The organism is Anaerotruncus sp. 80 (assembly GCF_009936115.1).
Lineage (GTDB): Bacteria > Bacillota > Clostridia > Peptostreptococcales > Anaerovoracaceae > Senimuribacter > Senimuribacter intestinalis.
Window position 1 is genome coordinate 1 of sequence record NZ_QWES01000021.1, and the last position, 14,965, is coordinate 14,965.

Consider the following 14,965-nt stretch of genomic DNA (forward strand, 5'->3'; position numbering starts at 1 on the left):
ATACCAGTCGGAAAACACTTCCGACTGGTCAGAAAATTTTATTTTTTTAATTGTCTACTTGACGGGTAGCAGTTCACTGCTGAGACAGCTCCTTATTTTTGCATCTGCATTCTATTGATTTTCACGCTTCGCAGGACTATAATGGTTCGGGAAGAATATTTTTGCAGGTGAGGGAGGAACCCATGGATAAGAAAAAAGGATATATTTGCATTTTTATAGCGACGATTCTATTCAGCTCTATGGAAATTGTGCTGAAAATGTCAGCGGGAGAGTTTCATCCCATTCAGATTACGATGGGAAGATTTTTTGTCGGCGGCATTGTGCTGCTGCCTTTTGCCATATCAGGACTTCGCAAGAGAAATCAGCGCATTACGGGAGCTGATATCAAATGGTTTGCAGTGCTGGGACTCATCGGTGTGCTAATCAGTATGACATGCTATCAGTTGTCGATTTTACATATTGAAGCCTCAAAGGTAGCGGTGCTGTTTAGCAGCAATCCACTTTTTGTTACTATTTTTGCAGTGATTATTTTAAAAGAAGCATTGCCAGGGCATAAGCTGATTTCAGTCATCGGGGACTTGCTGGGCGTCATCTGTATCGTGCAGCCGTGGCACCCGGGACTCAATGTGACAGGAGTAATATTTGTTCTGCTTTCTGGGATGACCTTTGCACTTTACGGTGTGCTGGGAAAGAGTGAAAGCAGAAAGCTGGGCGGTATCGCTCTGACCTGCGGCAGTTTTTTCTTTGGAAGCATTGAGATGATGACATTTGCGGCGCTCAGTCATATTGGAGGTGTCGGCGCATTTTTGGAAGGTCACGGACTTGGCAGCTTTGTCAATATTCCGTTTCTGGAAGGATATAACATGGGAAACCTGCCGTATTTTCTGTACGTGGCGCTCTTTGTTACCGGCATGGGTTACGCCTCCTATTTCATGGCAATGGAATACGTGTCTGCCCAGGAAGCATCTATGGTATTTTTCTTTAAACCGGTGCTGGCTGCTGCGGCTGCGGCTGTAGTGCTGGGAGATGAAATCCCTCCTACTATGATGGCTGGTATTGGACTAATTCTGGCAAGTTCACTGGTTTCCATGTACGGGGATCACAAAATGCAGCAGAGACAGGAACGTGAAAAATTGGAGGACGAAGGTCATGAGTATATTTCATAAAAAAGCGGCGCTGATTGTCATCGACATGCAGAAGGCATTTGTAGAGCCGGGTGCGGCGCATTGTATTGCCGGCGCAAAAGCAACAGTGCCAGCGTGCGCAAAAGTTATCGCAGAAGCAAGAGCGGCGGGCTCGCCGGTATTTTGGGTGAGACGGCAGTATCGCCCTGACGGAAGCGATGTGGAATTTACCAGAAAAGCAGCGTGGAAAGCCGGCGGCGGTACCATGGCACCAGGCTCAACGGGCATAAATAGTGAAGAACTGGCGGAAGGGCTTATGGCAGAGCCTTCGGATTATCAGATTATTAAACCACGATGGAGCGGATTTTTTCAGACAGAGCTGGATTTAATTCTGCGTCGTCTGCAGATAGAAACAGTGGTGCTCATTGGAACCACCACGCCAAACTGCGTCAGAACCACCTGCTACGACGCTATCGCGCTAGACTACGAAACTATCATTATAGAACAATGCTGTTCTTCCCAGACGGAAGAAATTCAGAGAGCAAATATGGAAGATATGGAGCACATTGGCGCAAAGATTATTTGGTAGTATGGATAATCACATTGACCGGTTTGCTAAAATTGACAAAATCCTGAGAATTTGTCAATTCTGACAATGTTTTAGGCAGATTTTATTGACAAAATTGACAGAAAACCGATTTTTTGTCAATTTTGTCAAAAAATCGGAGAAAAACCTGCGATTTACGCAAAAATAATGGGCGAACATTGACAAAATCCAAAAAAATATATGGATTTGTCAATGTCCGCCGTGGATTGACTTAGTTATTTGCGAAACACTATACTAGCAAAGAAAGGAACAGATTATGAAACTGACCCGTGAGAACCTGCTGCTGTATGCAGTGACAGACAGATCCTGGCTAGGGGAAGAAAGCCTGTATGAGCAGGTGGAGAAGGCCCTGAGGGGTGGAGCTACTTTTATTCAGCTGCGAGAGAAAAATATGGAGCGCGATGCCCTTCTCGCAGAAGCGAAAGAGATTCAGGCGCTTTGCAAGAAGTATGGCGTACCTTTTGTTATCAACGACTATGCAGACTTTGCGGCTGAGATTGACGCTGACGGTGTTCACGTAGGTCAGAAGGATTTGGAAGGGCAGAATGTGAGAGAAATCATCGGACCTGACAAAATCCTCGGCGTTTCTGCAAAGACAGTGGAACAGGCGAAAGCGGCAGAGGCGATGGGCGCAGATTATTTGGGTGTCGGGGCGGTCTTTCAGACTGGATCAAAAGAAGACGCTGCGGAAATCAGCCACGAAACGGTGGCAGAAATCTGCAAGGCGGTGAATATTCCGGTCATTGGAATCGGCGGCATTACCCGGGAAAATGTAGGAAAGCTTTCCGGCAGGGGTCTTTGCGGGGTGGCAGTCATCAGCGCCATTTTTGGGCAGAAAAATATCGAGGAAGCAGCTAGGGACTTGAAAGAAGAAGTGAAAGTGATGGTGGAAGGAAGATGAGTCTAAAAGGTGTCATTTTTGATGTGGACGGCGTACTTCTTGATACTATGCACGTGTGGACCGACGCAGGGGCAAGGTATTTGCAGTCTTTGGGCGTGAAAGCGGAAGCAGGTCTTGGTGACAAACTGTTTACGATGACCGTGGATATGGGTGCAGTCTACGTAAAGGAGCGGTATGCGCTGGCGCAGTCTGCGGAGGAAATTACGAGAGGCATTAACGGCGTAGTAGCAGGATATTATGCAGATGAAGCGGCATTTAAGCCGGGCGCGAGGCAGCTTTTGGAGAGGCTGAAGACAGAGGGAATACCCATGACGATTGCCAGCTCTACTACAGAGGACTATATCCGCATGGCATTTGACAGACTGGGCTATACGGGTTACTTTGCAGAAATTCTCAGCTGCGTCCAGTGGAAAACCAGCAAAGCGGAGCCGAAGATTTTCTTTGAAGCCATGAAAATTATGGGCACAAAGCCATCTGAAACATGGCTTTTCGAAGATGGGCTGTACTCCGTAAAAACCGCTAAAACGGCAGGGTTGAAAACCGTCGGTGTTTATGACCCGGTAAGCGAAAAAGAGCAGGCGGAGCTGTCGCAGAAGGTGGATATTTATGTAAGAACTTTGGAAGAACTTGACTTTGATAGACTTTTGGGAGTGCCTTCCCTAGAGAGGTAGCAGATGAAGAAATTTACAGCATTAACGATTGCAGGAAGCGACTGCAGCGGCGGTGCAGGCATTCAGGCGGACATTAAAACCATGACCATGAACGGGGTTTATGCCATGAGCGCTGTTACCGCGCTGACAGCACAAAATACCACCGGTGTGAGGGATGTCATGGACATAACGCCGGCGTTTTTGGCAGCGCAGCTTGACGCCATTTTCACCGATATTTATCCCGATGGAATAAAAATCGGCATGGTTTCATCAGCCGCGCTGGTGGATGTTATCGCTGAGAAGCTAACCTTATACAAGGCAAAGCATATTGTTTTGGATCCGGTGATGGTTGCGTCCAGTGGTGCAAAACTATTGTCAGACGAGGGGATTAAAGCTCTTTGCGAACAGCTGATGCCCTTGGCGGAACTGGTTACACCCAATATTCCGGAAGCAGAGTTTTTGTGCGGAAGAAAGATCAAGACGCAGAAAGATATGGAAGCAGCAGCTCAGACAATAAAGGAAAAGTTTGGATGCAACGTTTTATTAAAGGGTGGACATCAGACGGGCGAACCCAATGATTTTCTTTTAGATAAAGATGGCAGCAGGTGGTTTTACGGGGAGCGGATAGACAACCCCAACACCCATGGTACAGGCTGCACTCTGTCCAGCGCCATTGCGGCGGGGCTGGCAAAAGGGCTGGAACTTGAAGTCGCAGTTGAACAGGCAAAAAAATACATTTCCGAAGCGCTTTCCGCTATGCTGGATTTAGGGGCAGGAAGCGGACCGATGGATCACGCCTATTGGGTTTGACAAGGAGCATTAGAAAATGAAATTTAGATTGAATTTTAGTTACGGGTGCATACACGGCACTTACTGGATGATTTACGGAATCGTCAGTAGCTTTGCGTCTGTGTTTTTGCTGGGAAGAGGCTATCTGAACACAGAAATCGGCATTATTTTAGCGGTCGCCAATGTGGTGGCGGTGGTGATTCAGCCACTGGTTGCTGATTTGGCGGATCGATCAAAGAAAATTTCAACCATCGGAATCAGCCAGATTATGACCATTATGATGATGGTGATGACGGTAGGCCTCTTTGCGCTGCAGGGAAAATCCGTGGCGCTTTCTGTGGTCTTCGTCTTGCTCATCGCCTGGCATACGGCGGTGCAGCCTTTGATTAATTCGCTTAGCTTTAAGCTTTCAGAAAGCGGTATCCACATCAATTTCGGAATTGCAAGAAGCGTAGGTTCGCTGTCTTATTCGCTATTGTGTGCAGTGCTGGGGGTGCTGGTTGCGCGCTTTGGTATTGAGGTGCTGCCTATCAGTGCGGAAATTGTCATGGCAATGATGGCAATCAGTCTTCTTATGACCAAGAGGCAGTACGACAAAATAAAGAACTGCGGCAAGCGGGAGGCGGCTGAAGAGACAGCGGCAGAGAACCTAACAGAAATGGTAGAAATTGCAGAAGACATCAATCTACTGGAATTTATTAGAAGAAATAAGCTTTTTTTTATTGCCAATATCGGTGTCATCGGGCTGTATTTCAGTAACTCGGTTATGAACAATTATCTCATGCAGATTGTGACGGAAGTTGGGGGAAACAGTGCGGATATGGGAAGAATTTTGTCGTTGATGGCGTTTTTGGAAATCCCGACTCTGGTATTCTTTGATAAGCTTCGGGCAAAATTTACTTGTCAATTCATGTTGAAAGTTGCGGCAATTGGATTTACAATAAAGATACTGATGTGCCACATCGCTGCATCGGTATCCATGATATTAGCGGCGCAAGTTTTCCAGCTTATTGCCTTTGGATTATTCCTGCCTGCCATGGTGCACTTTATCGATGAAATTATGAGCAAGGGAGAGGCAGTCAAAGGACAGTCGGTTTTTACCATGATGGTGACCATTACTACCATGCTTTCCAGCCTTGCCGGCGGTGCGATTTTGGATATCAGTGGTGCGAAAATGCTGACGCTGGTGTCTTTGATTATTACAGCAGCAGGTGCGGTCATTATTTTAGCGACAGTTGATCGAATTAAAAAATAAAGGAGTTATAGAGATGAACCTCGAAATAACAGCAGCTTCATTTAAAGAGAAAGGCTATAAGGCGGTCATATTTTCTACAAAGGAAGAGGCAGCAGATTATCTGAACAGGGAAATTGACGGGACTTCCGTAGGAATTGGCGGTTCTATGACGATCGAAGAGATGGGGCTTTACGAAATTTTATCCTCCCATAACGATGTCTATTGGCATTGGCGGCCGGCAGGAGGGATGTCAGTAGAGGAATTGACCATCCATGCGGCAGGTGCAAAAATCTATCTGACTTCCGCCAATGGCGTCAGTGAAACGGGAGAAATGGTAAATATTGACGGCAAGGGCAATCGCCTTTCAGAAAGTCTTTATGGACATAAAAAAGTATACTTTATTGTCGGCGCCAACAAGATTATGCCAGACCTGCAGCAGGCCATAGACAGAGCCAGAAATATCGCTGCGCCGAAAAATGCCAAACGTCTTTCCTGTAATACGCCATGTGCATTAAAGAGTGACAAGTGCTATGATTGCAGCAGTCCGGAGCGAATCTGCAACGGCATGGTGATTTATTTTGGAAAAATGTTCTCCTGCGAGATGGAGATCATTCTAATAAATGAAGAATTGGGATATTAATAGAAGGGAGAAAGTATGAAAACCAAACAGACGATTGGACTGGTAGTTGCAGTGATTTTGTTCATTGTAACCGGTGTTGCCAGTGTTATGACGAATACGGTTTCAGATAGGATTTTTGACCGTGCAACAGAAAAAATTTTAAACGGTGATGTGGAATTTGTGCCGCCGGCAGGAGAGTATATCGCTATTGTAGATATTGTGGGAACTATTCAGGCGCAAAGCGATGATTTGTACGGCACGGAGGCCTATCGCCACTCTACCAACCTTAATTACATTGACAGTTTAATCGACGATTCCAATAACGAAGGGATTCTGCTCTATGTGGATTCCCCAGGAGGTACTGTCTATGAATCTCAGGAAATGTATGACAAGCTGATGGAGTATAAGAAAGAAACGGGAAGACCAGTCTATGCCTACATGGCGCATACCGGGGCATCCGGTGCCTATATGATTTCCATGGCAGCGGACACTATTTATGCCAACCAGAATACAGTGACCGGCTCTATCGGTGTTATTATGAGCGGCTATGATTTGAGCGGCCTTTACAAAAAGCTGGGTATCAAAAACATCGCCATCACAAGCGGTGCTAATAAGGCGGCAACCTTTAACGATGAGCAGATGAAGATTTATCAGTCCCAGGTGGACGAATATTTCAGCGAATTTGTAAAAATCGTAGCTGATGGAAGAAATATGACAGAAAAAGAAGTGCGCAAGCTGGCTGACGGCAGAACCTATACTGCAAAACAGGCGGCCCAAAATGGTTTGATTGATAAAATCGCCAGCTATGAAGAGGCAAAGGAAATGGTTTCCAATACGCTGGGTGTAGATCAGTACTACCGTCTGGATTCAGCAACAGATTTCTGGACTGCACTCTTTGCAAAGGTTGAAAACCTGCTGCCGAAATCGGACAGTCAGGTACTGAAAGAAACCGCTGAAGAATTTGAAAGCGGGGTGTTTATGTATTATGTGCAGTAATACCAACTGTCAGGTGCAGGTGTACGCAGGATTCTGGGCGCGCCTTGCAGCCTACCTCATTGATATGGTGCTGGTATGGCTGGGTCAGCTGGTGGTGCGTCTGGTACTGTTTCTCAGCTTCGGCATGCTTTTGGAAAACAATCCGCTGGACAGCAGCTTCCTGTTCCAGTACTCCTTTAGAGATGGTATTTTGTACGCAGCAGGCGCTGTCTATTTTGTACTGTGCACCTACTATGCAGGAGCAACCCTTGGGAAAAAAGCGCTGAACTTAAAGGTGGTAAGTGCAGATGCGGAAAAGCTGAGTTTTGTAGATGTACTTTACAGAGAAACTATCGGCAGATTTCTGTCCTCCTTTATTCTCGGTATCGGATATATTCTGGTGGGAATTACTAACGAGAAAAAGGGACTCCACGATATTCTCTGCGACACCAGAGTGGTCTATGAGAAGAGGATACCGACCTATATTAACGGAGATATCAATAAGCGGTATCGGCAGGTTGACTCAGTGGATGTGCCAACGCCGTCTGTGCCTCCGGCATCTTCGATACCGCCGCGCGTGCCGCCAACGCCTCCGACAGGCGATATCTACGAGCGCTACATGCACGTAGATTCGAATCAGGGGCCGAAGGAGCGTAAAGAAGACGAAAAATAAGAAATTTAAAGAGGGCAGCTGTATTGACGGGTAATCACCGTTCATGCAGCGCCCTTTTTTGTTGTGGAAGGATTGGTGTGAGGACCCGCGGCCAATGTCCACTACCCAATAACTAGGGCTGTGCGCCGACAATCCTTGTTTTTTCTGTGTATATGGCGCACTACCTCAGTAAAACGCCATCTTTGGAATATTTTCCTGTATACATGGCGTGCCCCCCCTTTGCGGCACGCCATGTTTTATGGTTATTTAGAGTGGTGATGGCGCGCTACCTCAATAAAACGCCATCTTTGACCTAAATTTAAAAAGAACCGGCGGATTTAGCAGTAGCTGCCCTTAGCTATCGTTCAAATCTTTAGAGTGCGCGCCATTTCGCCCTCTAAAAAGCAAGGAAGATGGCGGATTTCTTCAGGTGTACGCCATGTATACAAAAAAATCCGCCAAAGATGGCACGCAGTCGGACGAACCTGCTGTCCTCTCATTAAAATTATAAAAAAGCCTTGACAAACTGTTATAACTGTATATACTGTATATATACGGTAAATCATACACCGAATCAAAGGAGGCCACCTTGGATATTATTATTAGCAATGCAAGTCAGCAGCCGATTTACGAGCAAATTTATCTGCAGATTAAGAATCAGATTATCGCCGGTATGCTTGCAGAGGGAGACGCACTGCCGTCTATTCGCTCTCTGGCGAAGGATCTTAGAATCAGCGTGATTACTACAAAAAGAGCTTATGATGAGTTGGAGCAGGAGGGGTTTATCTATACCGTAGCGGGTAAGGGTTGTTTTGTAGCAGAGCAGAACACCCAACTGATTCGAGAAAATCATCTAAAGCAGATTGAAGCTAAGATGATGGAGATTTTAAAGCTGGGAAAGGTTTGTGGTCTGACTTGTGGGCAGCTTGCTGAAATGTTGATGTTGCTGGAGGAGGAGTAAAGAGATGAGCTATGAGAATGCCATTGAACTGAAATCTGTGAGCAGAAAGCTGGACGGATTTGCCCTGGAGGATATCACTTTTAATTTGCCAAAGGGCTGTATTCTGGGTCTGATTGGGGAAAATGGCGCAGGAAAAACTACTACCATCAGGCTGATTATGAATACTTTGAAGAGAGACAGCGGAATGGTGCAGGTACTGGGGATGAACAACGAGGATGCCGGCTTTGACAGGCTGAAGGAAGAGATTGGCGTAGTTCTGGATGAGGCGACCTTTCCGGGTGTGCTCAATGCCAGTGATGTAAATAGGATTATGAAAGCCACTTATCGGAAGTGGGATGAGGAAACTTATTTTGGATATCTTACCAGACTGGGTCTGCCAAAAGAGAAAGCCTTCAAGGATTTTTCCAGAGGCATGAAGATGAAGCTTTCTATTGCGGCTGCGCTTTCTCACGACCCGAAGCTTTTGGTTTTGGATGAGGCAACCAGCGGATTAGACCCAATCGTGCGAGATGAAATTCTGGAGATTTTCTATGATTTTACCAGAGAGCCGGATCACTCTATTCTGATTTCTTCGCATATATTAAGCGACCTTGAGAAACTTTGCGACTATATTGGGTTTATCCATCAGGGAAAGCTTTTGTTCTGTAAGGAAAAGGATTTGCTTTTGGAGGAATACGGGATTTTGAAGTGCAGCAAAGAACAGTTTGCCGATGTGCCGGCTGAAGCCGTGGCAGGCATGCGCACCGGTCAGTATGGGATTACGTGTCTGGTGAAAAGAGAACTGGTCAGCGATGTTTTTATGCTGGAGAAGGCTACCATCGAGGATATTATGCTGTATATGACGAAAGGAGTGCGGGGGAAATGTTAAGGGGACTTTTAATTAAGGACAGTATGGTGCTTTTTAGACAGTTAAAGCTGTTTTTCATTTTAATGATTGGATTTGCAATAATTCAAAATGAGGCAACCAATGGGTTTGCGCTAATGTATATGACTATGCTACCGATTACGGCACTGGCTTTTGATGAACAGTCGAGATGGGGCACTTATGCGCAGATGATGCCTTATAAGATTAGGGATATCGTAATTTCCAAGTATCTAATCGGCATGATCGGCGCAGCATTAGTTGCTGTCATCGAAATCGTTTCCTCGGCTGTATTCATGCTGGTAAGGGAAGGCAATCTGGAACTCCTCACGGAAAAACTTTTAGTTTTGCTGCTGGTATTCTGCTGCAGTTTGGTTCTAATGTCAATCAACCTGCCGATTATTTTTAAGATGGGTGCTGAAAGGGGCAGAATTGTCTATATTTTAATTACGGTGGGGCTGGCATTTTTAACTGTGCACAGCATTGACCTGGAATTCTGGAATTTTAACCCGAGAATCTATCTTGTTGCTGGTGTGTGCATCTCAGCTTTAGCAGTGATTGTTTCCATGGGGATTTCCATGAAGGTGTACAAAAGGAAATATCAATAGGTGGTTACTTACAGGGACTTGCGCTTGCGAGTCTCTTTTCCTTTTCTTAAAAATTCTTAAATTCTATGGGTTTTACTATATTTTTTTGTAATATCGGTATAAAATAGGAGGTGCAAAAGGGAAAGAAAGGACAGTTTATGATGCAATATAAGATTTTAGTTGTGGACGATGACCCGAATATCAGAGAGGTTTTAACCGTGCTGCTTGGCAGTGAAGGATACGTTGTCGACCAGGCCGAAAATGGAGAAATTGCACTGGAAAAGATAAAAGAACATAAGCAGGTAGACCTGGTAATATTAGACATCATGATGCCGGGTATGTCCGGTGTGGAAGTATGTGCCAAAATCAGAGAAACCTCATCGGTGCCGGTTCTATTCTTGACGGCAAAGTCTCAGGAGCAGGACAAGGTGGAGGCTTATTCTGAGGGTGGTGACGACTATCTGGTGAAACCGTTCTCACAGACGGAGCTTTTGATGAAAGTAAAATCCCTGCTTCGCAGATATAAGGAGTATTACAGCAGGTTTCCTCTTACAACGGAAGAGACCCTTGTCGGTGGAATTTCCATTGACAGCAAATCGAGAGCGGCGGTTCGAGGCGACAAAAAGATTCCGCTAACAGATAAAGAATATGATATTTTGCGCTATTTCATAGAGCACCGGGGCGAAATCGTAGAGAACAAAGACCTTTACGAAGGTGTATGGGGAGAAAAGTATCTGCCGTCTGCGGGCAATACTATTATGGTGCATGTTTTGAATCTGCGTAAAAAACTGGAAGAGGACGTAAATAAACCGAAAATCATCAAGACAGTGTGGGGAAAGGGGTACAAGGTTGAGTAAACAGAAAAAATTTGTTTCCCTTAACCTGAAAATGGCAATCGTCACTCTGATGGGAATTTTTCTGGCAATATGTATGTATTTGGTCAGCACCTGGTTTTCAAACTATATGATTAGTGTCAACTTTACCAGCGAACCGGCAATTGAGCGTAATGTCAATGCTGCTTTTGAGGACTTAGAGCAGTATATTGAGGAGCATCACGTGAAGGCGACGGATACGGATGTGCTCCGGGAGTGGGTATCTGATCAGGATTACACCTATCTTTACATATGGGACAACGAAAACGTAATGCTAGATGCAGGATGGGCGGTGACGTCTAACGAGAATACGGTAGATGAAGGAATTACAGAGGACAGCGATACACAGCTTGAGAATTATCTGCCGCAGCAGAAGGTGGCGCGAATTGAGCCGGAGTCTTTTCAGGAAGATGTAAGAAATCGAATTATTCAGTACGCAGATAAAAAGTATTATACCTATATCGATATATACAAAGAAGAAGGCTGGAGACAAATTACCGAGACTGTCAGTCTGGTTTTGAGTTTTTTGACTTTATTTCTGGTGCTGCTTTTATACCACGGGTATATAGCAAAGCGTATTATGACTCTGGCAACGGAGGTAAATATTGTCAGTGATGGAAAACTGGATCATGAAATCAAAGGCACGCGTAATGATGAAATCGGCATGCTGGCTGACGGTGTGAATGTCATGAGGGACTCCATTTTACAAAAACATCAGAGTGAAAAAGATGCGTGGGAGGCTAATAATCAGCTGATTACTTCCATGTCTCACGATATCAGAACGCCGCTGACATCCATGATAGGATATCTGGATATCATTGAAGGAAGAAAATACGAAAGCCAGGAGGACTTGGAACGATATATTGCTTCTTGCAGGGATAAGGCTTTCCAGTTAAAGGATTTATCTGACAAGCTGTTTCAGTATTTTCTGGTCTTCGGAAATAAGGGAACTGACAGGGAATTGGAAGTATTCGATGCGAGTATTTTGTTTCAGCAGCTTTTATCTGAGCACAGTGCGGAGATTATCAGCTATGGATATCAGGTAGAATTCTACTTTAATATACCAGAAGTGCAGATTAGAGCGGATATTTCTGGTTTACGCAGACTATTTGATAATATTTTTTCTAACATTATGAAGTATGCAGACAAGAATGAAGTAGTCTGCATTTATGCAGAGACGGAAGCTGAGAATGTCAAGATTTTGGCGATTAACGGCATGCCTGAGGAAGCGAAGAAAGTGGAAAGCACGCGAATCGGGCTGAAGACCTGCGAAAAAATCTGCAGCGACCTTGGCGGCGATTTTTCTTACGATGAACAGGAACGTATCTTTACGGTGAGAATTCTGATTCCGACTTTGCCGGCAGAAGAGCTGGAGCAGGAAGAAAATACGCAGGCAGACATGGAAAAAGAACAGCAACCTTCAAAAGAAGTGCTGATTGGAGAGTAAAACTGTAACGAAAAAGAGACTGAACTCAGGTACATATCAGGGCGCATGCCTTGTGAGTCAGTCTCTTTTATTGTACTTTATATTGCTACACTTGATTTACATAGTTCTTATCAAAGTTGATGACGACAAAATAGTTTTCGTCGATGGCTTTGATCGCATCTGTAAATGCCTGGTGTATTTCTTTGTTGGAAAGCTTGCAGCTTGGATTTACAACGATATCAAAGATGATGTTGGTGTGAGTCGGTCCAGGAACTACACGCAGGTCGTGGACGTTGGATATGCCGTCCAGGCTGTCTGTTACTTTTGTTGTTACTTCGTTCATTAAGGCTACTATCGGATCATCGACTTTGATTGGATCCATGTGAGCAGTAAGTACGATGTGAAGCTTTTTAGATAGCTGCCGCTCGATATTGTCCACCATGTCATGGCTTTCCATCAAATCGCCGTTTGCGTCCACCTCAATATGGATGGAAGCAAAAACTTTACCGGGACCGTAATTGTGAACGACCAAATCGTGAATGCCCAGCACGCCGTCAAAGTCTGAAGCCATTTCGCTGATAGCGGCAACCAAATCCGGGTCAGGGGCTTCCCCTAAGAGTGGGCTGGATGTTTCTTTTATGAGTCCAATACCGGACCAGATGATGAACAACGCCACAAGGACGCCCATGTATCCATCAATTTGGATATTTGCCATCTTGCCGATGATGATGCTGAAAAGCACTGCAGTGGTCGAAATTACATCGTTGCGGCTGTCTGTTCCGGTAGCAGTTAAAGCGACAGAATTGATTTTCTTACCGATTTTGATGTTGAACATTGCCTGCCAGACCTTCAAAAGAATTGCAAGGAGCAGCACGATGACCATAGACCAGCTGAACTCCAGCGGCTCCGGGTGCAGAATTTTGTCTATGGAGGATTTAATCAGTTCCACACCGACTACAACGATGAGAACCGACACAATCATGCCGGTGATGTATTCGATTCGGGCGTGCCCGTAAGGATGTTCATCATCCTCGGGCAAAGCAGAGAGTTTGAACCCCGCCAAAGTGATGACGGAGGAAGAGGCATCTGCCAGATTGTTGATACCGTCTGCGATGATGGCGATACTTCCGGAAATCAGCCCTACCAGAATTTTTGCAATGCAGAGGATGGCATTGGAAATAATGCCGACTACGCTGGCAAGCTTGCCATACCCTTCTCGAACTTGCGGCTCTTTCGTATTTTCGTGATTTTTCACGAAACGTTTGCACATAAAATCGGTCATTTTTAGTTGGCTTCCTCCTGGGCAATAGCGGCTTCCACTGCTTTTACCAGCTGGTCAGGACAGGACGTTGCTTTAAATCCGCAGCGAATGCCAGAAAGTGTTTCTTTCAGTTGGTCGACGGACATGCCGGAAACCAGCTTGCTGATTCCCTGTAGATTACCGTTACAGCCGCCGTGAAAAACAGCCTGTTTCAGAACTCCGTTTTCGACCTCCACATCAATATAACCGGCGCAGGTGCCTTGGGTTTTGTATCTGTAAATCATAGTAAAAAATCTCCTTTCTATATTTTATCGCAAGTATCACCAGTATAACACAATTAGGAAAAAATATGAAGAAAAAATAATTGAACATTGACGCCCTGCTGGTGTATAATTGACGTATCATTCAAGGAGGAGGTTCAGCATGGGAGAAAAAGAAATACCTAGAATTAGTGGAACGCTTAGAGCAAAATATTTACAGATACCGGAAGTCATCTGGCAGGCCAAGGGCATTGTAATCATGGGGAGAAGACTCAAATCGGTTCTGTTTTCTACAGACATAGCTATTATCAGAAACTGTAATGCGGACGCGATTCTTGCCGTTTATCCTTTTACGCCGCAGCAGATTATTTCTGATGCAATTATCAATGCATCATCGGTGCCGGTTCTTGCAGGAATCGGCGGGGGCACAACCCAGGGCTTTCGTGCTGCTATTATGGCAAAGGACGCTGAAGCGCAGGGGGCATATGGCGTAGTTGTCAATGCACCTATGACTAATGATAATGTAGCAATGATAAAAAAAGTAATTGATATTCCAATTGTAGCAACGGTAGTCAGTGATTCAACCGATATTGATGCTAGACTAAGAGCAGGAGTGGATATTCTCAACGTATCTGCTGCAGCGAAGACGCCGCAGCTGGTGCGCCACATTCGCAAGGATTTTCCGAAGGTGCCGATTATCGCAACAGGCGGACCGACGGATGAAACGATTCTGGAAACCATTCAGGCAGGGGCAAATACAATCAGCTATACGCCGCCGACTTCAGCGGAGATTTTTGCTGAAATGATGGTGAAATATCGCAAAATGGCAGAGGAACATCCCGAAGAGCATAAGTGCCCGGAAGGAGATTTAGAATTTTCTGAGCTGCTGGAACTGCTGTAGCTGCTGCAACTGCTGCAGCTTTTGGGGGGCGAACTCGTGGGCTGTCCGGACGGGCGTTGGCTGGACGTGCCGGGGCTTGCTGTGCATAGAATCTGTGTTTTTCTCGAAAATATGCAGTTTTTTCCGACAGGTTGTGCATATTTTTGAAGAAAGTAAGAAATATATGCAGATTTATAGGTGGACCGCCGGAAAGTTGACCGGATATTGACTATGAATCTGCATATTTTAAATGGTTTTCACAAATATATGCACGTGCATGTGCATATATTTGGAGCTTTTGGTGA

At 45.3% G+C, this 14,965-nt stretch carries 17 protein-coding genes; 15 read left to right on the forward strand and 2 right to left on the reverse strand.

Annotated elements, in window-relative coordinates; genetic code table 11:
• Positions 1–182 precede the first annotated feature (182 nt).
• The 14 genes from D1155_RS11230 to D1155_RS11295 all read left to right on the forward strand — a co-directional run bounded on the left by D1155_RS11230 (position 183) and on the right by D1155_RS11295 (position 12,280).
• Positions 183–1,166, forward strand: coding sequence for a DMT family transporter (locus D1155_RS11230; protein WP_160202504.1), 984 nt, complete (start codon positions 183–185; stop codon positions 1,164–1,166).
• On the forward strand, positions 1,150–1,713 hold the full coding sequence (locus D1155_RS11235; protein WP_160202505.1) for a cysteine hydrolase: 564 nt from the start codon (positions 1,150–1,152) through the stop codon (positions 1,711–1,713). Before D1155_RS11230 ends, D1155_RS11235 begins: the two co-directional genes overlap by 17 nt.
• A gap of 274 nt (positions 1,714–1,987) precedes the next feature.
• Entirely contained in the window at positions 1,988–2,632 is a 645-nt protein-coding gene (thiE, locus tag D1155_RS11240) for a thiamine phosphate synthase (protein WP_160202506.1), read from the forward strand.
• Positions 2,629–3,303, forward strand: coding sequence for an HAD family phosphatase (locus D1155_RS11245; protein WP_160202507.1), 675 nt, complete (start codon positions 2,629–2,631; stop codon positions 3,301–3,303). The genes thiE and D1155_RS11245 overlap by 4 nt, the downstream gene beginning before the upstream one ends.
• A 3-nt stretch (positions 3,304–3,306) precedes the next feature.
• Positions 3,307–4,092, forward strand: coding sequence for a bifunctional hydroxymethylpyrimidine kinase/phosphomethylpyrimidine kinase (gene thiD / locus D1155_RS11250; RefSeq protein WP_160202508.1), 786 nt, complete (start codon positions 3,307–3,309; stop codon positions 4,090–4,092).
• A gap of 16 nt (positions 4,093–4,108) precedes the next feature.
• On the forward strand, positions 4,109–5,326 hold the full coding sequence (locus D1155_RS11255; RefSeq protein ID WP_160202509.1) for an MFS transporter: 1,218 nt from the start codon (positions 4,109–4,111) through the stop codon (positions 5,324–5,326).
• A 13-nt stretch (positions 5,327–5,339) separates the two neighbouring features.
• Positions 5,340–5,945, forward strand: coding sequence for a lactate utilization protein (locus tag D1155_RS11260; RefSeq protein WP_160202510.1), 606 nt, complete (start codon positions 5,340–5,342; stop codon positions 5,943–5,945).
• 15 nt (positions 5,946–5,960) lie between these two features.
• On the forward strand, positions 5,961–6,920 hold the full coding sequence (gene sppA / locus D1155_RS11265; protein WP_160202511.1) for a signal peptide peptidase SppA: 960 nt from the start codon (positions 5,961–5,963) through the stop codon (positions 6,918–6,920).
• On the forward strand, positions 6,910–7,572 hold the full coding sequence (locus D1155_RS11270; RefSeq protein WP_160202512.1) for an RDD family protein: 663 nt from the start codon (positions 6,910–6,912) through the stop codon (positions 7,570–7,572). The genes sppA and D1155_RS11270 overlap by 11 nt, the downstream gene beginning before the upstream one ends.
• Before the next feature lie 568 nt (positions 7,573–8,140).
• Positions 8,141–8,512 (forward strand): GntR family transcriptional regulator, encoded by a 372-nt coding sequence (locus D1155_RS11275; protein ID WP_160202513.1) that lies wholly within the window; start codon positions 8,141–8,143, stop codon positions 8,510–8,512.
• Positions 8,513–8,516: 4 nt separating this feature from the next.
• Positions 8,517–9,380 carry an ABC transporter ATP-binding protein gene (locus tag D1155_RS11280; RefSeq protein WP_160202514.1) on the forward strand — a complete coding sequence of 288 codons (864 nt, stop codon included), beginning with the start codon at positions 8,517–8,519 and terminating at the stop codon, positions 9,378–9,380.
• Complete coding sequence (locus D1155_RS11285) at positions 9,374–9,982, forward strand: ABC-2 transporter permease (protein ID WP_160202515.1); 609 nt, start codon at positions 9,374–9,376, stop codon at positions 9,980–9,982. Before D1155_RS11280 ends, D1155_RS11285 begins: the two co-directional genes overlap by 7 nt.
• A gap of 137 nt (positions 9,983–10,119) precedes the next feature.
• The gene (locus D1155_RS11290; RefSeq protein WP_160202516.1) at positions 10,120–10,818 is read left to right on the forward strand and encodes a response regulator transcription factor; all 699 of its coding nucleotides are present in this window, start codon (positions 10,120–10,122) and stop codon (positions 10,816–10,818) included.
• Positions 10,811–12,280, forward strand: a complete 1,470-nt coding sequence (locus tag D1155_RS11295; RefSeq protein WP_160202517.1) for a HAMP domain-containing sensor histidine kinase — start codon at positions 10,811–10,813, stop codon at positions 12,278–12,280. Before D1155_RS11290 ends, D1155_RS11295 begins: the two co-directional genes overlap by 8 nt.
• A gap of 85 nt (positions 12,281–12,365) precedes the next feature.
• Here D1155_RS11295 and D1155_RS11300 read toward each other — a convergent pair whose 3' ends face one another.
• Both D1155_RS11300 and D1155_RS11305 read right to left on the reverse strand, forming a co-directional pair.
• Positions 12,366–13,541: a cation diffusion facilitator family transporter gene (locus D1155_RS11300; protein WP_160202518.1), complete on the reverse strand. Its 1,176-nt coding sequence runs from the start codon at positions 13,539–13,541 to the stop codon at positions 12,366–12,368.
• Positions 13,542–13,543: 2 nt separating this feature from the next.
• On the reverse strand, positions 13,544–13,804 hold the full coding sequence (locus tag D1155_RS11305) for a TIGR03905 family TSCPD domain-containing protein (RefSeq protein WP_160202519.1): 261 nt from the start codon (positions 13,802–13,804) through the stop codon (positions 13,544–13,546).
• A 139-nt stretch (positions 13,805–13,943) separates the two neighbouring features.
• Here D1155_RS11305 and D1155_RS11310 point away from each other — a divergent pair, with 139 nt between their 5' ends.
• Positions 13,944–14,681 carry a hydrolase gene (locus tag D1155_RS11310; RefSeq protein WP_243151081.1) on the forward strand — a complete coding sequence of 246 codons (738 nt, stop codon included), beginning with the start codon at positions 13,944–13,946 and terminating at the stop codon, positions 14,679–14,681.
• The last annotated feature ends 284 nt before the right edge of the window (positions 14,682–14,965 follow it).